At 64.8% G+C, this 19263-nt stretch carries 22 protein-coding genes; 11 read left to right on the plus strand and 11 right to left on the minus strand.

Features of this window, described 5'->3' with window-relative positions; all coding sequences use genetic code 11:
- Positions 1 to 33 precede the first annotated feature (33 nt).
- Positions 34 to 393 carry a helix-turn-helix domain-containing protein gene (locus NQE15_RS22845; RefSeq protein ID WP_265945081.1) on the plus strand — a complete coding sequence of 120 codons (360 nt, stop codon included), beginning with the start codon at positions 34 to 36 and terminating at the stop codon, positions 391 to 393.
- 147 nt (positions 394 to 540) lie between these two features.
- Complete coding sequence (locus NQE15_RS22850; RefSeq protein WP_265945083.1) at positions 541 to 1521, plus strand: helix-turn-helix domain-containing protein; 981 nt, start codon at positions 541 to 543, stop codon at positions 1519 to 1521.
- Positions 1522 to 1551: 30 nt separating this feature from the next.
- On the opposite strand, the gene NQE15_RS22855 is transcribed toward NQE15_RS22850, so the two are convergent.
- From NQE15_RS22855 to arfB, 3 genes are read right to left on the minus strand one after another with little or no spacing between them, the layout of a single operon-like run.
- Positions 1552 to 3174, minus strand: a complete 1623-nt coding sequence (locus tag NQE15_RS22855; RefSeq protein ID WP_265945085.1) for an NAD(P)/FAD-dependent oxidoreductase — start codon at positions 3172 to 3174, stop codon at positions 1552 to 1554.
- Positions 3175 to 3228: 54 nt separating this feature from the next.
- Positions 3229 to 3786: a M48 family metallopeptidase gene (locus tag NQE15_RS22860; RefSeq protein WP_265945087.1), complete on the minus strand. Its 558-nt coding sequence runs from the start codon at positions 3784 to 3786 to the stop codon at positions 3229 to 3231.
- Positions 3787 to 3794: 8 nt separating this feature from the next.
- Complete coding sequence (arfB, locus tag NQE15_RS22865) at positions 3795 to 4199, minus strand: alternative ribosome rescue aminoacyl-tRNA hydrolase ArfB (RefSeq protein WP_265945089.1); 405 nt, start codon at positions 4197 to 4199, stop codon at positions 3795 to 3797.
- Positions 4200 to 4435: 236 nt separating this feature from the next.
- On the opposite strand from arfB, the gene NQE15_RS22870 reads away from it, so the two are divergent.
- Positions 4436 to 4870 (plus strand): hypothetical protein, encoded by a 435-nt coding sequence (locus NQE15_RS22870; RefSeq protein ID WP_265945091.1) that lies wholly within the window; start codon positions 4436 to 4438, stop codon positions 4868 to 4870.
- Between the two features lie 71 nt (positions 4871 to 4941).
- Here NQE15_RS22870 and NQE15_RS22875 read toward each other — a convergent pair whose 3' ends face one another.
- Both NQE15_RS22875 and NQE15_RS22880 read right to left on the minus strand, forming a co-directional pair.
- Entirely contained in the window at positions 4942 to 5232 is a 291-nt protein-coding gene (locus tag NQE15_RS22875; protein WP_265945093.1) for a hypothetical protein, read from the minus strand.
- A 101-nt stretch (positions 5233 to 5333) separates the two neighbouring features.
- Positions 5334 to 7037 carry an ABC-F family ATP-binding cassette domain-containing protein gene (locus tag NQE15_RS22880; protein ID WP_265945095.1) on the minus strand — a complete coding sequence of 568 codons (1704 nt, stop codon included), beginning with the start codon at positions 7035 to 7037 and terminating at the stop codon, positions 5334 to 5336.
- A gap of 343 nt (positions 7038 to 7380) precedes the next feature.
- Here NQE15_RS22880 and NQE15_RS22885 point away from each other — a divergent pair, with 343 nt between their 5' ends.
- On the plus strand, positions 7381 to 7884 hold the full coding sequence (locus NQE15_RS22885; protein ID WP_265945097.1) for an RNase H family protein: 504 nt from the start codon (positions 7381 to 7383) through the stop codon (positions 7882 to 7884).
- Here NQE15_RS22885 and NQE15_RS22890 read toward each other — a convergent pair whose 3' ends face one another.
- From NQE15_RS22890 to NQE15_RS22910, 5 genes are all read right to left on the minus strand, one after another.
- Positions 7885 to 8124: a VF530 family protein gene (locus NQE15_RS22890; protein ID WP_265945099.1), complete on the minus strand. Its 240-nt coding sequence runs from the start codon at positions 8122 to 8124 to the stop codon at positions 7885 to 7887.
- Positions 8121 to 8345, minus strand: coding sequence for a YkgJ family cysteine cluster protein (locus NQE15_RS24145; protein WP_416336493.1), 225 nt, complete (start codon positions 8343 to 8345; stop codon positions 8121 to 8123). The genes NQE15_RS22890 and NQE15_RS24145 overlap by 4 nt, the downstream gene beginning before the upstream one ends.
- A gap of 65 nt (positions 8346 to 8410) precedes the next feature.
- Positions 8411 to 9643, minus strand: a complete 1233-nt coding sequence (glp, locus tag NQE15_RS22900) for a gephyrin-like molybdotransferase Glp (protein WP_265945101.1) — start codon at positions 9641 to 9643, stop codon at positions 8411 to 8413.
- A gap of 39 nt (positions 9644 to 9682) precedes the next feature.
- Complete coding sequence (locus tag NQE15_RS22905) at positions 9683 to 10402, minus strand: ATP-binding cassette domain-containing protein (RefSeq protein WP_265945103.1); 720 nt, start codon at positions 10400 to 10402, stop codon at positions 9683 to 9685.
- 239 nt (positions 10403 to 10641) lie between these two features.
- Positions 10642 to 11337 carry an ABC transporter permease gene (locus tag NQE15_RS22910; RefSeq protein ID WP_265945105.1) on the minus strand — a complete coding sequence of 232 codons (696 nt, stop codon included), beginning with the start codon at positions 11335 to 11337 and terminating at the stop codon, positions 10642 to 10644.
- Between the two features lie 293 nt (positions 11338 to 11630).
- Between NQE15_RS22910 and NQE15_RS22915 the strand changes: the two genes are divergently transcribed.
- From NQE15_RS22915 to NQE15_RS22945, 7 genes are all read left to right on the plus strand, one after another.
- The gene (locus tag NQE15_RS22915; protein WP_265945107.1) at positions 11631 to 12410 is read left to right on the plus strand and encodes a putative selenate ABC transporter substrate-binding protein; all 780 of its coding nucleotides are present in this window, start codon (positions 11631 to 11633) and stop codon (positions 12408 to 12410) included.
- Complete coding sequence (locus NQE15_RS22920; RefSeq protein WP_265945109.1) at positions 12407 to 13234, plus strand: phosphonate ABC transporter ATP-binding protein; 828 nt, start codon at positions 12407 to 12409, stop codon at positions 13232 to 13234. Before NQE15_RS22915 ends, NQE15_RS22920 begins: the two co-directional genes overlap by 4 nt.
- 52 nt (positions 13235 to 13286) lie before the next feature.
- The gene (locus NQE15_RS22925) at positions 13287 to 14075 is read left to right on the plus strand and encodes a hypothetical protein (protein ID WP_265945111.1); all 789 of its coding nucleotides are present in this window, start codon (positions 13287 to 13289) and stop codon (positions 14073 to 14075) included.
- Positions 14068 to 15618, plus strand: a complete 1551-nt coding sequence (gene phnE, locus NQE15_RS22930) for a phosphonate ABC transporter, permease protein PhnE (RefSeq protein ID WP_265945113.1) — start codon at positions 14068 to 14070, stop codon at positions 15616 to 15618. Before NQE15_RS22925 ends, phnE begins: the two co-directional genes overlap by 8 nt.
- 15 nt (positions 15619 to 15633) lie before the next feature.
- Positions 15634 to 15987 (plus strand): DsrE/DsrF/TusD sulfur relay family protein, encoded by a 354-nt coding sequence (locus tag NQE15_RS22935; RefSeq protein ID WP_265945115.1) that lies wholly within the window; start codon positions 15634 to 15636, stop codon positions 15985 to 15987.
- A gap of 280 nt (positions 15988 to 16267) precedes the next feature.
- Complete coding sequence (locus NQE15_RS22940) at positions 16268 to 17962, plus strand: CHASE2 domain-containing protein (RefSeq protein WP_265945117.1); 1695 nt, start codon at positions 16268 to 16270, stop codon at positions 17960 to 17962.
- Positions 17949 to 18707, plus strand: coding sequence for a FecR family protein (locus NQE15_RS22945; RefSeq protein WP_265945119.1), 759 nt, complete (start codon positions 17949 to 17951; stop codon positions 18705 to 18707). The genes NQE15_RS22940 and NQE15_RS22945 overlap by 14 nt, the downstream gene beginning before the upstream one ends.
- 219 nt (positions 18708 to 18926) lie before the next feature.
- On the opposite strand, the gene NQE15_RS22950 is transcribed toward NQE15_RS22945, so the two are convergent.
- Positions 18927 to 19256 (minus strand): hypothetical protein, encoded by a 330-nt coding sequence (locus NQE15_RS22950; RefSeq protein WP_265945121.1) that lies wholly within the window; start codon positions 19254 to 19256, stop codon positions 18927 to 18929.
- Between the last annotated feature and the right edge of the window lie 7 nt (positions 19257 to 19263).

Here is a 19263-nt window from a genome sequence, read left to right on the forward strand (position 1 = left end):
CCTCGAAACCCTGGGCGGGGCTTGCCCGGCCCGATGCCGGCGCCCTCGTTCAAGGCGCGCGCCCATCTGGTCAATGAAGCTATCGACTATGCCCTGGCCCACCCCAGCGAACCGCCAACGGTCGAGGATCTCTGCAGCAAGCTCAATATCAGCCGTCGCCTGCTCAACTATTATTTCCAGGAAATCATCGGCAGCAGCCCGCACCACTACCTGCGCAACCTGCGTCTCAATGGCGTGCGCCGGGAGTTGCGTGCCGCTACGGCGTCGCCGCCGGCGATCCGCGACATCGCCGCGCACTGGGGCTTCTCGCACCTGCCCCGCTTTGCTGCGGAGTACCGGGCCCTGTTCGGTGAACTGCCCTCGGTTACCGCCAGGGACCGGCCGACCCACTGATGCCCGGCACCGATGATTGACAGAATTGCGTTACGATATAAGAAAGCAATATCGCTTAGTGAAACTTTTTACTAGACTGTCAAATTACGGTCAGCTTAAAGTCCGACACTGTTTTCATCTTTCTGCGCCAGACTTTCTTCATCGGCAATGCATCAACTACAGGCCCCCTCTCCCTATTCCTATCAGCGTCGCAAGACGTCGGATTCGGACGAGCATGCCGCAGCACTGGGCAAGTGGGACCAGATTTACGACCAGTTATCGCCGGGTTCCTTCGAAGGGAAGGTCGTAGACATCTGGTTCGAGGGATTGCAGATCTTTCGCGAGACGACCAACCGCTCGGTTTCGCAGGCCGGCACAACGTGGAAAGGCTCTTACGTCGTCGGTATTCCGGTGCACATGAAGGGCACCGGACTGTTCGCCAAGCAGGTCCTGACCCGTGATTCGATTCTGACCTTTCACAGCGACAAGGATTTCACGCTGACCACTCCGGAAAACTTCGATGTGGTCGCGCTCGCCATTCCGCAGAATATGCTGATCGAGGCGCTGCAGCCGCGCTCGAATGACGAACTGGGAAAGCTCTTTCCGTCGTCGCCATCCGTGCTGGTCACCCCCCCGGGCCAACTGGACGAGTTGAGGAACTGCCTTCTCTCCATTTTCGACCCCAGCAATTTCGAACCCGGACTGCTCGCCTACCCGCAGGTTCAAAAGGCCATGAGTTCGGCCATCATCGGCCACCTCGCCGAGGTGCTCGGCTCGGCCTCCGCAGCGCCAATGCCCTCGCGGTCATTCAAGGGACGTTGCCAGGTGGTCCGGGAGGCTACCGATTACGCTCTCGCCCGCACCACCGAGCCGATCACCGTCGGCGACCTGTGCGCCAAACTGAACATCAGCCGGCGCATGCTCAACTACTGTTTCCTGGAAGTACTGAACACCAATCCGGTGCAGTACTTGCGCACCCTTCGGCTCAACGGGGTTCGCCGTGAATTGCGCGAAGCCGCGGGAAGCGCCCAGGCCATTCGCGATGTCGCCTGCAAATGGGGTTTCTGGCATCTGTCGCGCTTTGCCGCCGAATACCGCGCACTGTTCGGCGAACTGCCGTCCGATACCCAGCGCGGCCAGCGCGCCTGAATCGCCAACGGCCACGCGCCGCGGCCGCCCTCAGAGGGGCTTCAGCATGCCTCTGGCCACCGCCTCCGCGATCTTGATGCCATCGACCCCGGCCGAGAGGATGCCGCCGGCGTAGCCGGCGCCTTCGCCGGCCGGGTAGAGGCCGCGGGTATTGATGCTCTGCAGGTCGTCACCGCGCTTGATGCGGATCGGCGACGAGGTGCGGGTCTCGACGCCGGTCATCACGGCATCGTCCATCGCGAAACCGCGGATCTGCTTGTCGAAGGCGGGCAGCGCTTCGCGCAGAGCGGCGATGACGAAGGGCGGCAGGCAAAGCGCGAGATCGGTCCAGTGCACGCCCGGCGTGTAGGACGGATCGACTCCGCCCGGCGCCACCGACGGGCGGCCGGCGAGGAAGTCGCCGACGCGCTGGGTCGGCGCCGCGTAGGTGCCGCCGCCGGCCACGAAGGCCGCCGACTCCCATTGCCGCTGGAATTCGATGCCGGCCAGCGGGTGGCCCGGGTAATCGACCTCGGGCGAGATGTCGACGACGATGCCGCTGTTGGCGTTGCGCTCGGCGCGCGAATACTGGCTCATGCCGTTGGTCACGACGCGGCCCGGCTCCGAGGTGGCGGCGACCACGGTGCCGCCCGGGCACATGCAGAAGCTGTAGGCGGTGCGGCCGTTGGCGCAGTGGTGCACGAGCTTGTAGTCGGCGGCGCCGAGCAGCGGATGGCCGGCCGAAGGGCCGAAGCGGGCGCGGTCGATCAGCGACTGCGGGTGCTCGATGCGGACGCCGATCGAGAAGGGCTTGGCTTCGATATAGACGCCGTGGTCGAAGAGCATCTGGAAGGTATCGCGGGCGCTGTGGCCGACGGCGAGCACGACATGCTCGGCGGCGATGCGTTCGCCACCGGCCAGCACCACGCCGCGCACCTGGCCGTTGCCGGCGGCATCGCGCTCGATCTCGATTTCCTCGACCTTGGCCCCGAAGCGCACTTCGCCGCCGAGTTCGAAAATGTTGGCGCGCATCTTCTCGACCATGCTGACCAGCCGGAAAGTGCCGATGTGCGGCTTGTTGATGAAGAGGATTTCCTCCGGCGCGCCAGCCTTGACGAATTCCTCGAGCACCTTGCGGCCGTGGTGCTGCGGGTCCTTGATCTGGCTGTAGAGCTTGCCGTCGGAGAAGGTGCCGGCGCCACCCTCGCCGAACTGGACGTTGGAATCCGGATTGAGCTTGCCCTGGCGCCACAGGCCCCAGGTGTCCTTAGTCCGCTCGCGCACGGCCTTGCCGCGTTCGAGAATGATCGGCCGGAAACCCATCTGGGCCAGCACCAGCCCGGCGAACAGGCCGCAGGGGCCGGTGCCGATGACGATCGGCCGCGACTTGAGGTCGGCCGGGGCCTGGGCGACGAACTTGTAGGTGGTATCCGGCGTCGGCTTGACGTGGGGATCGCCCTTGCAGCGTTCGAGCACGGCGGCCTCGTCGCGAACGTCGACATCGAGCGAGTAGATCAGCGTGATCGCCGATTTTTTCCGCGCATCGAAGCTGCGGCGATAAATTGAATGCTCGAGCACCTCGCCCTCGACCAGGCCAAGGCGCTGGCAGATGGCGGAAAGGATCGCGCCGGGGGCGTGATCGAGCGGGAGCTTTACTTCAGTCAGTCTCAACATGCGAACGAATCCGGAAACCCCGGTGGCCAGAACACCACGCCGGCGGCAAGCCGCCTATTCTACCTCGTCGAAAAACGCCCCGGCGCCCGGCGTCGCCGACCACAACACCTGGCCACCGGCGGCCAGATGGCTGAGATAGACGCGCAGCTCGAACTCAAGCTGGTGATAGTCCGGCTCCATGTGGCAGCACAGCTGGTAGAAGGCCTTGTCGTGAGCGCCTTCCTTGAGATGGGCCAGCTCGTGGACGACGATCATGCGCAGGAACTCCGGCGGCATCTCCTTGAACACGGTCGCGACATGGATCTCGCGCTTCGACTTGAGCTTGGTGCCCTGCACCCGCGAAATGCTGGTGTGGGTGCCGAGCGCCTGGCGGATAACCCGCAGCTTGCTGTCGAAAGCCACCTTACTGACTTGCCCGACGTTGCGCATGAACTCGCCCTTGAGCCCCTGCACGTAGTCGTAGAGCGCCTTGTCGGTGCGCACCTCGTGGGCCAGCGGGTACTTCTTGAGCAGCACGGCGCCCAGCTGATCCTGATCGATCAGGCGCAGCACGGGCGCGACTAGGTCCGGCGGGTAGCCGGCGAGGTAATTGGGCGGCGGTCGCGGACGCATGGCTGGTGCTACTCGCCCGTCGTCCGCCGCCCGGCCTTGATCGCCGCCCGTCGCCCCTTGCTTTCCAGGCGGCGTTTGACCGAGCCGTGGGTCGGCTTGGTCGGCCGCCGGGCCTTGGGCAGGACGGCGACGCTATTCACCAGCTGCTCCAGCCGGCGCAGGGCTTCGCCGCGATTCTTCTCCAGGCTGCGGAATTCCTGGGCCTTGATCACCACCACCCCCTCCTTGCTGATCCGCTGGTCGCCCAGCCGCAGCAGGCGCTGGCGGATTTCCTCCGGCAGCGAGGAAGCGGCGACGTCGAAGCGCAGATGCACGGCGTTCGATACCTTGTTGACGTTCTGCCCGCCGGCGCCCTGGGCGCGGATGGCGGTGAATTCGATTTCGTCGGGAGGAATGCTGATGGTCGGGCGCATGCGGGCAATGCCGGGTTCGATAGACGGCAAGTGTAGGGCAAGGCCGGCGTTTTGCGCTGGAGGACTCCGCGTTTTCCGCCCATCGCACCGGCCGCCTTGACATCGCCGACCGCGATCTCTACTCTCAAATCCTGATAAAAATCATCAGGTATTTTCGTTGAAGCTCTAGATCACAACTCGGGCATCAGTATCGGCCCCCGTGCCGCAACGCGACAGTCTCCATATGGAGTGAGTGTATGCCGCTGATTCGAGAAGAAGCCGCCGGACGCATGCGTCGCGATCATGACCTCATGATCGACCTCATCCGGCGCATCAAGGCCACCTGCACGCAGGTCGGCGCCATCGACAACTGCGACAATTGCCAGCCCGACCGGCGCCAGATCTGCCACAGCGGCGTCGAGCAGCTGATCCGGGCCTTCGTCGAGGTCACCCTCAAGCACAACGTGATGGAATCCCTGTACATGGAGGAGTGCGTGCCGCTGGCCCACCGCCAGGCCCATAATCAGGCGCACATGGTGATCGCCGAGAAGTTGAAGGAGATCCGCGTCGTCCTCTCTGGGGACGGCAATTGCGTACTGGCGATCGACGGGATCGACCATGTCCTGTCGGCACTGCAGGACCATTTCACCGAATTCGATCAGCAACTGGAAGGCTATCTGGAACCCGCCTGAGGCGGGCATCTTCGGCGCCAGCTGAAACGAAAAAGCCGGCACGCAGCCGGCTTTTTCATAAGTGGAAGCGCTTACTTGGCGGCGTCGGCCTCGCACTTTTTCAGGAAGGCTGTCTTGGCGGCGCCGGCCAGCGGCTTGCCGCTCTTGCTGACGGCCTTTTCTTCGCAGGCCGACGCGGCGGCGCTGCCGCCTTCGCACTTCTTGATGAAAGCCGTCTTGGCGGCGCCGGCCAGCGGCTTGCCACTCTTGCTGACCGCCTTGGCTTCGCAATCACCGGCCGCGGGCGCGGCGGCAGGAGCCTGGGCATAGGCGACATTCACTGCAAACAATCCAACCAGAACCGACGCGAAAAATTTGTTCATCTCGGGTATCTCCATTGTTATCAGGCATGCCGCCTTAAGCATTCAACGCTCGATGCTGCGAAACGTTGACGCTGGAATAATAGCCGGAAAATGACCGCCGGTTATGCCGCCCGTTTCTGCTGTACGGCAGCCTCTTCGCGGGCACGCTTGGCCTCGTCGAGCAGGTAGCGCTGGTAGTCTTCGAGATCGCCGTCGAACGGCGCAACGCCGCCCTTGGAGACCAGCCAGAATTCGTCGCAGACCGAGCGCAGTAGCGCGCGGTCATGGCTGACCAGCATGACGGTGCCTTCGAACTCGTTGAGGGCGACGGCCAGTGCCTCGCGGGTGCTGAGGTCAAGGTGGTTGGTCGGCTCGTCGAGCAGCAAGAGGTTGGGCCGCTGCCAGACCAGCATGCACAGCACCAGGCGGGCCTTCTCGCCGCCGCTCATGGTTCCAACCGCCTGCTTGACCATCTCGCCACCGAAATTGAAGGTGCCGAGAAAATTGCGCAGTTCCTGCTCGCGCCCCGGCACGTTACTGCGCCCGGCGGCGATGGCTTCCTTGGCCAGCCGGACCATGTGTTCGAGCGGGGTATCCTGCGGGCGCAGCACGTCGAGTTCCTGCTGCGCGAAATAGCCGATGTTCAGGCCCTTGCCTTCGGTGACGTCGCCATCGATCGCCTGCAGGGTGCGGGCGATGGTCTTGACCAGCGTCGATTTGCCCTGGCCGTTGGCGCCGAGGATACCGATGCGCTGGCCGGCCATCACCGAGCGGTTGATGCCGCGGACGATGACCGTCGGCGGCGTACCAGCCGGCGCTTCTTCGGGCGGCGGGTAGCCGATGGTGACGTCCATCATCGACAACATCGGGTTGGGCAGGTTCTGCGGTTCCTGGAATTCGAAAGTGAATTCGGCATCGGCCAGCACCGGCGCGATCTTTTCCATGCGGTCCAGCGCCTTGACCCGGCTCTGCGCCTGCTTGGCCTTGCTGGCCTTGGCCTTGAAGCGGTTGATGAAGGATTGCAGGTGGGCGATCTTCTCGGCCTGCTTGGCCATCGTCGCCTGCTGGAGCAGCATCTGCTCGGCGCGCATATCTTCGAACTTGCTGTAATTGCCGCCGTAACGGACCAGCTTGGCGTTGTCGATGTGCAGCGTGACACCGGTGATGGCGTCGAGAAATTCGCGGTCGTGGCTGATCATGACCAGGGTGCCCGGGTAGCGTTTGAGCCAGGCTTCGAGCCAGACCAGGGCGTCCAAGTCGAGGTGGTTGGTCGGCTCGTCGAGGAGCAGGATGTCGGACGGGCACATCAGGGCGCGCGCCAGTTGCAGGCGCATGCGCCAGCCGCCGGAGAAGCTGTTGACCGGGTTGTGCAGCTCGGACACCTTGAAGCCGAGGCCAAGGATCAGCGACTGGGCGCGCGCTTCGGCATCGTGCTCGCCGGCATCGTTGAGCGCCATGTAGGCTTCGGCCATGCGCATGCCGTCGTCGCTGGCTTCGGCGTCATGCACCTCGTTGCGGGCAGCGAGCAGTTTGGTGTCGCCGTCGATGACGAAATCGGTCGCGCTTTGCTCGGTTTCCGGCATGTCCTGCGCCACCTGGCCCATCTGCCATTGCTTGGGTATCGAATAATCGCCGCCATCCTCATGCAACGTGCCGTTGAGCAGTGCGAACAAGGTGGACTTGCCGGCACCGTTGCGGCCGACCAGGCCAACCTTTTCACCGGGATTGATGGTGACCGAGGTCTTGTCGAGCAGCACTTTCGAGCTGCGGCGCAGGGTGACGTTCTTGAGGATAATCATGAGCAGGCTTTCGGGGAGGTCGAACATGATAGCCAGCCCGGCCCGCCTGACCTATCGTTTTTTGTACTGGCTCCGCCCGGCCGCCTTGGTCGCGAACCGCGAAAACACACTGCCCGTCGGGCGGCGCGCCGCCCGGCACAATGCGGTACGTCCTGTTGCAATCGGTTACTTTTTCCGCAGCTGGGGCTGCCGTATCTTGCACTCATGTGCTGACCAGACATCAGGACTGACGGCTCTCCCCCTAGCCGTCCAGAAAGCCCCACACTCCCCCCGTGTGGGGCTTTCGTCTTTTGGGCGTCGCCTTTTGCGGCGACGCCAGGCGGCGAATCGGATTATTCTTCGCCCCTGTCCGACCGCCCAGCCCAAGCCCATGCCGAGAAGACGCAAAAAGAAACCGGTCCGCATCATCCATCAGTCGGTAGGCCCCTTGCCCTTGCGCCTGGCCGCCCGTTTCGTCGACCAGTTGCTGGTCTTCAGCGATGCCAGCCAGAAACGCCATGGCGGACTGGCCGCCGTGCTGTTCGCCGACCCCGACGCCGTGCCGCTGATCGCGACGCGAACGATGGCGCCGATCGGCAGCAACGAGCTGGAGCTGGAGGCAGCCCTGTTCGGGCTGGAACAAGCGCGAGACCATTTTCCCGGCCAGGCGCTGACCCTGTTTTCGGACAATCTGGATACTGTCACCCGCCTGAGCCTGAGCCGGAGCCGCAGCCTGGGCCTCGGCCTCGGCCAGGATCCCGAACTGGCCGCGATGCTGGCGGCGCGCGACGTTACCGCGATGCTGGAACGATCAACCTTCTGCTGGGTGCCAGGCCACGCCAGCTGTCGTGGCAATACCCTGGCCGATCAGCACGCGGCCGCAGCCGCCGCTTGATCAGCCGGCCGGCTTGGCTTTCCGGCGCAGCATGTAGACGTACAACGATTCCACCCGCTCCCGCGCCCACGGCGTGCGGCGCAGGAATTTCAGGCTCGAGGCGACGCTCGGGTCGTGCGTGAAGCAGCGGATCTCGATCTCCCGGCCCAGTTCTTCCCAGCCGTAGTGGGCGACCAGTTCGTTGAGGATTTGCTCCAGCGTGATGCCGTGCAGAGGATTTTTCGGTTGCTCGGTAGTCATGGCGTTTCCGGGTTCGGCACGATCAGTTGTTGGCGCTGTTCGAGGCAGTCGTAGTCGCCGGCCTGATACTCGCGGCAGATGAAAGGACGCTGTTCGTAGATGGTGCACAGCATGGTCTGCCGGTCGAGCGCCACGCACCAGCCATCGTCCAGGCGGCGCATGACCCAGCCGCCCCAGCGGTCGCGCAGGGTCATCTGGCGCGGCGGTTCGTCGTCGCCCATGAGCATCACCTCCAGCCGGCAGCAGCAGGCCCGGCAGCTGGCGCAGGTGATTTCCGCGGCGGCGCTCAGATCAGGCCTTCGAAAAGCTGGACCTCGACGCTGTCGCCGACCTGCACGCCGGCACAGTCCTCAGGCAGCACGACAAAACAGTTGGCTTCCGACATCGAACGCAGCACGCCCGAGCCCTGGTTGCCGGTGGTTGTGACCTGCCAGCGGCCGTCGACGGCGGCCACCGTGCCGCGCAGGTATTCGCGGCGGCCGGGCTGTTTCTTGATGGCGTTGGCGCTGGCCACGCTGAGCAACGGGCGCGCCGGCACGGGATCGAGGCCGGACAGGCGGAGCAGGGCGTCGAGCGCGAACTGCGTGTAGCTGACCATCACCGCCACCGGGTTGCCGGGCAGGCCGAACAGCCAGGCATTGCCTATCTTGCCGAAGGCCATCGGGCGGCCGGGCTTGATGTTGAGCTTCCAGAACTTGACCTCGCCGACCCGGGCGAGGACTTCGCGGACGAAATCGGCCTCGCCGACCGAGACGCCGCCGGTGGTGATGATCGCGTCGGCGACCTGGGCGGCTTCGAGCAGGGTGGCCTCGAGGGCTTCCGGACGGTCGGGGACGACGCCCATGTCGATGACATCCGCCCCCAAAAGGGCGAGCAGGCCGTGCAGCGTATAGCGGTTGCTGTCGTAGATTTCGCCCGGGGCCAGCGGCTTGCCGAGCGAAGCCAGTTCGTCGCCGGTCGAGAAGAAGGCGACGCGCAGGCGGCGCTTGACGTCGACCTCGACGACGCCGAGCGAGGCGATCAGGCCCAGTTCGGCCGGGCCAATGCGCTTGCCGGCGCTCAAGGCGACGGCGCCGCGCGCCAGATCCTCGCCGGCGCGCCGGGTGTTCTGCCCCGAACGCTGGCCGGGCGGGACGATCACCACGCCATCCTCAAGCCGCGTCACCTCCTGGACAACCACGGTGTCGGCCCCGGCCGGCAGGACGGCGCCGGTCATGATGCGCACCGCCTGGCCCTTGCCGACCAGGCCGGAGAAGGCATTGCCGGCGAAAGCGGTGCCGACCACCGTCAGCCGCGTTTCAGCGGCCTCGGCCAGGCTGTCGAAGCGCACGGCGTAGCCATCCATCGCCGAGTTGTCGTGGGCCGGCACATCGTGCGGCGCGATGATGTCGGCGGCCAGGACGCGACCAAGGGCGCTGCGCACCGGCAGGAATTCGTGGCCGGCAATCGGCGCCACGGCGGCCAGCAGGCGCGCGCAGGCTTCGGCGGCGGAGAGGGAAGGGTTGGCGTGATCGGTCATGGTGGGCACTCGGGACGGCGATTTGAAAGCGGCGGACGGTCAGGGTTCGAAGGCGATTCGCCACGGCAGTTCCCCCTGCATGAAGGCACGGGCGGCGGGCGATTGCGGGTGGGCGAAAAAGCGCTGGGCGGCGACATGTTCCTGGATGTGGCCATCGGCGAGAAAAATGATGTCGTCGGCCAGGCGCGTCGCCTGCCCGAGATTATGCGTCGTCATCAGCACTTTGGCGCCCTCGGTGCGGATTTCGCGGATGATGCGCTCGACCGCCTCGGTCGCCGACGGATCGAGACTGGCCGTCGGCTCGTCGAGCAGCAGCAGGCGCGGGCGCATCGCCCAGGCGCGGGCCAGGGCCAGACGCTGGCGCTCGCCGCCGGAGAGCAGACGGGCGCAATCCCGAGCCCGATGCGCCAGGCCGACGCGTTCGAGAACCTCGGCGCTGCGCGCCCGACGTTCGGCGGCGCTCAGCGCCTGCGGCCGCAAGGCGAATTCGACATTGGTGAACACCGACATGCGGAGCAGCATGGGCTGCTGGAAAACCATGGCCAGCCTGCCGTCGGGCTGGGCGGCGCCGGCCCATGAAATGGAACCGCCCTGGGCCGGCAGCAGGCCGGCCAGCAGACGCAGGAGCAGGGTCTTGCCGGCGCCGTTCGGACCGAGGATGACGCTGATCCCCTCGCCGGACAGATCGAGATCGACGCCATCGAGAATGGCCCGGCCGTTCGGCTGGAAACGCAGGCCCGAAATACGCAGCGGAAACATCAACCTTGAAACCTCAGTTGGACGTGGCTGATGGTATGCCTGGACGGAATGGCCGGCGCGAAGCGACGCCGCAGCAGGCTCATGCCTGCAAGAAGGAGCGCCAAAGCCGGGCGCCCGACCAGGCGTGCCAGCGGCCACGTAGCGCTGCCACCCCGCGGGTGAGTCGTTTCGAAGGCACGGGAGTCAGTATTCACGTGGCGGGCCAGATATGGATAAGCGGTCAACTGAGGTTTCAAGGTTCACCCATACCTCCGGGTCGCCCAGCAGCGCAGATGGTAGGCCGCGACGTTGAGGCCGAGGATGACCGTCATCAGCACGATACCCAGCGCGATCGAGAGGGCAAGGTCGCCTTTGGCGGTTTCGAGCGCGATGGCGGTGGTCATCACCCGCGTGTAGCCGTCGATGTTGCCGCCGACGATCATCACCGCGCCGACTTCCGACATCGCCCGGCCGAGGCCGGCCAGGGTCGCCACGGAAAGCGAGAAACGGCAGTCGGCGAGCAACAGCGCCACGGCCTGCGGGCGGCCGATGCCGATCACCGAAAATTCGGGGGCGTATTCCTTCCAGGCATCCTCGACGATCTGCCGGCTGACCGCGGCGATCAGCGGCACGACCAGCATGCTCTGGGCGACGATCATCGCCGCCGGCGAAAAGAGCAGGCCGTAGCTGCCGAACGGGCCGCTGCGCGACAGCGCGAGATAGACCAATACGCCGACCACCACCGAAGGCAGGCCCATCAGCGCGTTGAGGGCGACAATCAGGGCACCGCGTCCGGGAAAGCTGGCCACCGCCAGCCAGGCCCCCAGCGGCAGGCCGACCAGCGCCCCGATGGCGAGCGCCGTCAGGCTGACGCGCAGCGACAGGCCGACGATTTCGAGCAAGCGGTGGTCGAAATTGCCGAGCAGAACGAGGGCGTCGGAAAGGGTGCCTAGCATGGGACCGGCAGAATAACACTGGCCGGCAAATGCTGAATATGGCCCGTTCCGCAGGGCGCCGGCTGAGGAGCGGGGAGCCGTGGCTATAATGCCGCTCGCGGTCTGCGTACCGCACAGAATGGATGGCACTTCGGTGCCTTTGTAAGCTGCCGTGACATCCGCATGGCAGCAGTTGCAGTAAAAATCGGAGTTACACCAATGATTCGTTCCACCGCGCGCCGCCTGGCGCTGAAGGGGCGCTCGCCTGCGCCCTGGCTTCTGCCGTTGTTTTTCCCGCCTTTGCCGACAACGCCGTGCTGCGCGTTTCGGCCATCCCCGACGAAGCGCCGACCGAGTTGCAACGCAAGTTCGCCCCGCTCGGCAAATACCTCGAAGCCCAGACCGGCATGAAGGTCGTCTTCACGCCGGTTTCCGACTACGCGGCGGTCGTCGAATCGCTGGCCACCCGGAAGATCGATCTCGCTTGGCTGGGCGGCTTCACCTTCGTGCAGGCCAAGATCCGCACCAACGGCACGGCTATCCCGATCGCCCAGCGCGAGGAGGATGCCAAGTTCACCTCGAAATTCATCACCGCCGATCCCAGCATCAAGGCGCTGGACGACCTCAAGGGCAAGACCTTTGCCTTCGGCGCACCCTCCTCGACCTCGGGCAGCCTGATGCCACGCTTCTTCCTGCAGCAGGCCGGGCTGAACCCGGAAAAGGACTTCAAGAACGTCGCCTTCTCCGGCGCCCATGACGCCACCGTCGCCTTCGTCACTGCCGGCAAGGCCGAGGCCGGCGTACTGAACGCCTCGGTCTGGGACAAGCTGGTCGAGCAGAAGAAGGTCGATACCGCCAAGGTCCGCGTCTTCGCCACCACGCCGCCCTATTTCGACTACAACTGGACGGTGCGCGGCGATCTCGATCCGGCCCTGGTCAAGAAGCTGACCGACGCCTTTTTGAAGCTCGACCCGGCCAACCCGGAACACAAGGAAATACTCGGCCTGCAACGCGCCGCCAAGTTCATTCCGACCAAGAAAGAGAACTACGACGGCATCGAAAAGGCCGCCCACGCCGCCGGCCTGCTGAAGTGAGTTTTGCGCTCGATGGCGTGGGGCTGACCCACGCCAATGGTTTTGCCGCGCTCACTGACATTTCGCTGCGGGCCGAGCGCGGCGAGCGGATCGCCCTGATCGGCCCGTCCGGGGCCGGCAAGACCTCGCTGATCTCGCTGCTCGGCACGGCGCTGGCGCCTACCGCCGGGCGGGCTGCGGTGCTCGCTACCCCGCTGGCCGGGCTGTCCGCCGAGCAACTCAAGGCCTTGCGCGCCCGGATCGGCACTGTCCATCAGGCGCCGCCGATTCCCGGCCGGCAACGCGTGGTGACCGCCGTTCTGGCTGGCAAACTCGGCCAGTGGCCCGCCTGGAAGTCCATGGCCTCGCTGCTCTACCCGCTCGACGTCGCCGGCGCGCAAAGCGCACTCGAGCACGTCGACCTCGCCGACAAGCTGTTCGCCCGCTGCGACCAGCTGTCCGGCGGCCAGTTGCAACGGGTCGGCGTCGCCCGCGTCCTGTACCAGCAGCCCGACCTGATCCTCGCCGACGAGCCGGTCTCGGCCCTCGACCCGGCGCTGGCCCTGGCCACCGTCCGCCTACTAGTCGATGCGGCCGAGCGGCGCGGCGCGACGCTGGTCGCCAGCCTGCATGCGGTCGATCTGGCGCTCAGCTGTTTCCCGCGCATCGTCGGCATCAAGGCCGGGCGCATCGCCTTCGACCTGCCGGCCGGCGAAGTCACGCTGCCGCTGCTGCATGAGCTGTATGCCAGCGAAGGCGAGGAGTTGCCGATGCAGGCGCACGAACCGCGCTTCCTGTCGCAAGCCGCCGCCAACGACGCGGCGACGCAGGCGGCATGTTGTTAGAAGGTGGATGGCATACTTGAGCGACTAGGCGCACGGTTAAGAGGAGGTCGTTTTGGCACAGAAATCATGCTGGATGTGTGGTGCTCCAGCATCAAGCAAAGAGCATCGGCTCAAAAAAGCAGATATTCAGAGAGCCTATGGAAGTGGCCCTTATCGTGGTGATGAGAGCCCCATACATTTTTTCGCCGGAAAACAAACTGTTATTCAGGGGCCTGATTCAAAAACGCTTAAGTACGATGCCTTCTTGTGCCATCGATGTAATACGGCAACAACTCAGCCCTTCGACAATGCGTATGACCAACTGGTTTCTTGGGTATTCGCACACGAGGAGCAGATTGTCAAATACCGGCTGATTGATTTTGAAGAAGTCTACGGTTCAGATTTCCCAAGCCGGCAGACCGATCTCTATAAGTACTTTGCAAAAAGCTTTGGATGCCGATTGGTTGATGCCGGATACCAAGCACCGAAAGATGTTGTGGAACTATTCCCATTGTCAAATTTTCGGACGGCTCTCCGCATTACTTTTTCCATCAATGAAGACGTTCTGAATCTGATGCCAAAGAACTGGCGAGACGGCTTTATAGGCAAAGGGGATTTGCTGTATTACGCATCTCCGGATGCGCCTGAAGTGCATACAGGCTATGTATGGGACGAACACGTTTCATGGTTCACCGTGCACTTTTGGTACGACGTACCTCCGTGGCCAAAACTGGGAGCCACATGGGTCGCCGATAGCCAATGCGTGTACCTCGGGAGCAATCGGCCTCTCACGGATGATCAACGTACTGAATTTTCCAGCTTAGTACCGGATTTCAAACCACACAATCCGGCGAATGAATAGCACTCATCGAGATCCTGCCGCCCGTTCGCGCCTGCTCGGCGCGCTGACCGCGCTCGTCGTCCTCTGGCCGCTGTTCCAGGCCACCGAAGTCAAACCCGGGGCACTGTTCGACCCGGCCAACCTGCAAGTCATCGGCCGCTTCCTGGCCGGTTTTCTGCCGCCGGAAAGCGGCGGCGAATTTCTCGGCTATCTCGGCCGGGCGACGCTCGAAACGCTGGCCATCGCCACCGCCGGCATGGCGCTGGCGTTCGCGCTTGCCGTGCCGCTGGCCTATCTGGCCAGCGCCGCCGGCCGCGAGAAGGCGACCCTGAACCCGCTGACCCGCGGCCTGCTCACCATCCTGCGCGGCATACCGGAACTGGTCTGGGCCCTGCTCTTCGTCCGCGTCTTCGGCCTCGGCCCGGCGGCCGGCGTACTGGCCCTCGGCCTGACCTACGGCGGCATGCTGGCCAAGGTCTATGCCGAGATTCTCGAATCGGTCGACGGCGCACCGGCCCAGGCGCTGCGCCGCAGCGGCGCCGGCCGCTCGCTGGCCATCCTGTACGGCCTGCTGCCGCAGGCCTCGAAGGAACTCGCCTCATACACCGTCTACCGCTGGGAATGCGCCATCCGCGCCTCGGTCGTCATGGGCTTCGTCGGCGCCGGCGGCCTCGGCCAGCTGATGGATCAGGCAATGAAGATGCTCAATGGCGGCGAGGCGGCGACCATCCTGCTCACTTTCATGGTCCTCGTCTTCGCCGCCGACGGCCTCTCGGGCTGGCTGCGCCGGGCGCTCGAATCGCCGCCGGCCGCCCGGCCGTCGGCTTTCGGCGCGCGCAGCCTCGGCCTGGCGATTGCGCTGAGCCTCGGCGTCATCGCCAGCTTCCGGCTGCTCGACATCGGCTTCGGCGCGCTGTTCTCACTCGAGGCCGCACAGTCGATCGGCACCTTCGTCGGCGAATTCTTTCCGCCCGACCTGTCGGCCGAGTGGCTGGCCAAGGTCTGCCGCGGCATCTGGGAAACCCTGGCCATCTCGGTCGTCGGCACCCTGCTCGCCGCCATCGCCGGCCTGCTGCTGGCGCTGCCCAAATGGCGGGCGCCGTTCAGCTTCCTGCTCAACCTGCTGCGCTCGGTGCCGGAACTGGTCTGGGCCACCATCACGGCGCTAGCTGTCGGCCTCGGCCCCTTTGCCGGCGCCCTGGCCCTGGCCCTGCACACCACCGGCGTGCTCGGCCGCCTCTATGCCGAAGCCCTCGCCAACGCGCCGCCGACGCCGGCCCGGGCCTTACGGCTGGCCGGAGCGCCCGGCGGCCTGGCCTTCCTCTACGGCACGCTGCCCGGCGCCGCGCCGCAACTGATCGCCTACACGCTGTACCGCTGGGAAATGAACATCCGAATGGCCGCCATCCTCGGCTTCGTCGGCGCCGGCGGGCTGGGCCAATTGCTCTATTTCGAACTGTCCCTGTTTCACCATGCGCAGGCGTCGACGGTGATCATCGCCATGCTCGCCCTGTCGGTCGCGGTCGATCAGGCCAGTGCCTGGTTACGGCGAGCGATGCGTTAACCCTGGAGATTCACCATGCAGAACATCCTGATCATCATCCACGCTCCACCCTACGGCAGCGAGCGCTGCCTGTCGGCGCTGCGCCTGGCCACCGCGCTGGCCGGCAACGACCGGAAGCCTGAAGTACGCATCTTCCTGATGTCCGACGCCACCGTGCTCGGCCTGCCCAACCAGATCGACGGCACCGGCAACGGCCTGCAGGGCATGGTCGAGCAACTGGTCGCCCAGGGCGTCGACATCCGTCTCTGCCGAACCTGCGCCCTGGCCCGCGGCCTCGGCGACCTGCCGCTGACTCCCGGCCTTGCCATCGGCACCCTGGTCGACCTCGCGGAAGCGACACTGGCCGCTGACAAGGTCATCACTTTCTGAAGCAGCACTGATAGCCATTGGCGTTGTGACTGATTACTGATTCGAAACCAGTCATTTACTAGCGGCATTTTCAACCTGAACGAAGGATCGCCCCGGGTCGCGCAGCGCTAGGAAGTGCTGGCTAGGTTCATCACCATCATCTGAACTTGCCGATCATCTGTAGCTCCAATGGGTCAAATACCATGCGGAGGGAATGCCGTTCATGATCAAACAAGCACATGATGCCGTCCCATGGAACGGTGGTGCCGACCCGCCGCGTTAGCGGCGATGTTCGCGTCCTATGCCAAACGTTTTCATCAGCTATCGCCGCGACGATAGTTCCGCGACTGCCCAGATTCTCCACGACCGGCTTGCTGCATGGTTCGTGCGCGACAAGGTGTTCTTCGACCTGAATGGGATAGCGCTGGGTGAGGATTGGCGCCAGCTGCTGACGGAGCGGTTGGCGGATTACGACATCGTGCTGGTGGTCATTGGTCCGGCCTGGCTGGCCGCGCTGGCGGCGCGGGCGAACGGTCCAGATGATGACCTGGTCCGCTGGGAGGTCGCCGAGGCGTTGCGGCTGCGCAAGCGCGTCATCCCGGTGCTGATCGATGGCGCAAGCCTTCCCGCAGCGGAACAACTGCCGGCCGACGTCGCCGAACTCGGACGTCTGCAGGCCGAAACGCTGCATCGCGATACCCGCGACCGAGACATCGCTGCACTCGCCGCCGCGCTTGAAGGCGGCGGCCTGGTCGATTTCGTGCGCAAGCTCAAACAGGTGCTGCGCCTCGGCAAGGCGGGCATTGGCGTTGCGGCCGTAGTCGGTGCAGCGGTGCTGTCGTTCGCTTGGGTCAATCTGTTCGATCTGCTCGGACTCGATACGCGTAGCGCGAGCTTTACCATGCTGCTCGGCGATGTGCTCGTCGAGCCGGTGCTTTCCGATCGTCTGTTGCTCGTTGCCATCGCCCCGCACCCCGACGAAACGACGCGTCTGTCGAGCGCCCGCCGCAGCGAATATGCGCGACTCATCACCATCGCCAGCGAACGCAAGGCCGAGGCGATTGCCTTCGATATCACCACCGACGAAGCGAGTCCTGCCGATGCTGCCCTGCTCGATGCGGTGCGGGCGGCGCGGCGGGACGGGATGCGGGTCGTGTTCGGCTTCAAGGCGCTGACTCCCGGCGGTGAACCCGTCGCGCTGCCCGGACTGGCCGAAGCGGGCGCCGTGCTCGGCCTGACCTGCATCGGCCAGAAACTCGATAACGCCGTGCTCGGGACGCTCGCCATGCGCAGCGGCAACCGCACTTACGGATCGTACGCGCTGCATGCCGTCGCTGATGCGAGCAGCATCGCGTCCATTCCACGGAGCGACAAATCACTGCAGCTGCGCCACGCGACGGGTGAATCCAGTGTGCCGTTTTCGCTGCGCGAAACGGTTGACCGCAGCGATCGCGACTGCCCCGGCCGCCCGCCGGGGGCTGAAATGGCGCGCCTGATTTTTCCGGTTTCGCACCGTGAGCGACTGCGCGAACCCGTTCGGCGGGTTGACGCCGCAACCCTGCTTGCCGAGCCGGGCGCCCCCGGTAGCTGGCGCGGCAAAATCATTGTCGTCGGCGTCACGCATCCGCTCGATGTCCTGCAGACGCGTCTCGACCGGGCCGGCCCACAGCGCTATGGCTTCGAGTTTCAGGCCGACACCGTCAATGCCCTGCTGACCGGTGCCACCGTCACACCAGTGGGCTTTCTTGCGCAGTGGCTGCTGGCGCTGTCGATGGTGCTGGCCGCCATCGCCTACCGCCTGTGGCGGGTCGGCAAGTCACGGCGCCTGGACTTTGCCGTGCTGCCGCTGGCCATCGGCGGCTATCTGGCCATCATGGTCTTGCTCTACGCCAAATACGGCTTGCTCATCGACGGTCTTTATCATCTGGCTGCCTTTATCGTCACCTGGTGGGTGCTGGCGGCATTGGAAAAGAGGTGGTCCCATGCCAAAAATTAAGGGGTCGGCAAGCGCGGTCACGGCGATTCTCGCCCTGTGCCTCGTCAGCCTGATCGCCGGCTGTGCCGGTGCCTCATTCAGCATTGGACCATTGAGCTTCGATGCATCGCCACCGCGGGCGGGAACCCTGCTTTATGCCGACCCTGGCGTGACCGTCACACGGAGTGGCCAAGGAATCATCCGTTATGAATCAGGCATGGAGTTGGTGAGCGGAGATACCATCGAAACCGCCGATGGTCAGGCCGTGATCGATTACGACGACGGCAGCGCGGTCATCCTGAACCGCTCGACGCGTCTCCAGCTCGGCTCGATCACGCTGTTTTTTGGTGAGCTTTTCGCCCGGGTCAAGAGCATCGCGACGCGTGGCGGCGGTCAGGTGGTGACCAATGAGCTGTCGGCATCGGTGGAGGGGACCGAGTACGGTGTTCGCCGCGATCTTCCGTCAGCGGATGCTGTGTCAGGCAATGTCCAGGTTTACGTGCGCGAGGGCCGTGTGCTGTGCGCGCCGAGCGCCCGTGCCCGCTGGTCGCCGATTGCGATCACCGTGAACCAGGCGTTCGAGGTCGTCGGCTATCGCGCCCCGCCGGCAGCGCGCGCGGTCGACGCACGAACCCTGTCGCGCTGGGCCGACGACGCCGAGCGACGCCTGCGAAAAACCCGTACTCCGGAAATTCGCCCCGGGATCATGGTGCCGATCGGACCGAGTCGGCCGCGCCAGAAGCCGCATTACGAAAGTCCCGGTTAAAGGAAGCCGAGGAGCCGGGATCACTCGGGCAAACCGTTGCGTCAACCGGTGTATTGGCAAGGCTCTATGGCGCTGGTGTCTGTCGAAGCGCTTGCTGAGAGGATTGCTGCCTACCAACGCGGAGAATTTGGGTCATTTGAGCACTGGGTTTGAACACCGAATTCCGGATACAAAAAAACCCCGGCCTACCTGACCGGGGTTTTTGTTGGCCGACCCGCCTTATTTCTTGGCGGCCGGGGCTGCTGCAGCGACAGGTGCCGGCGCAACTGGCGGCGCCGCTGCCGCCGGTGCAGCCGGTGGAGCAGGCGGCGGAATCGGCGTCGGCTTGACGATGACGCCCTTGGCCTTCTGCTCCTTGATGTACTTCTCGGCCACACGGTCCTGCGACTTGCCAAGCAGTTCAGCCTCGGTCTTGGCGGTTTCGGCCGCCTTGACCTTGGCTTCTTCGGCCTTGGCCTTGGCTTCTTCGGACGGGGCCGGCAGTTTGGCCCAAGCCCCCGCACAGCCGACGCTCAGCGCCAGCAGCAGGGCAAATTTGCTTTTCTTCATGTTCGTA

The organism is Dechloromonas sp. A34 (assembly GCF_026261605.1).
Lineage (GTDB): Bacteria > Pseudomonadota > Gammaproteobacteria > Burkholderiales > Rhodocyclaceae > Azonexus.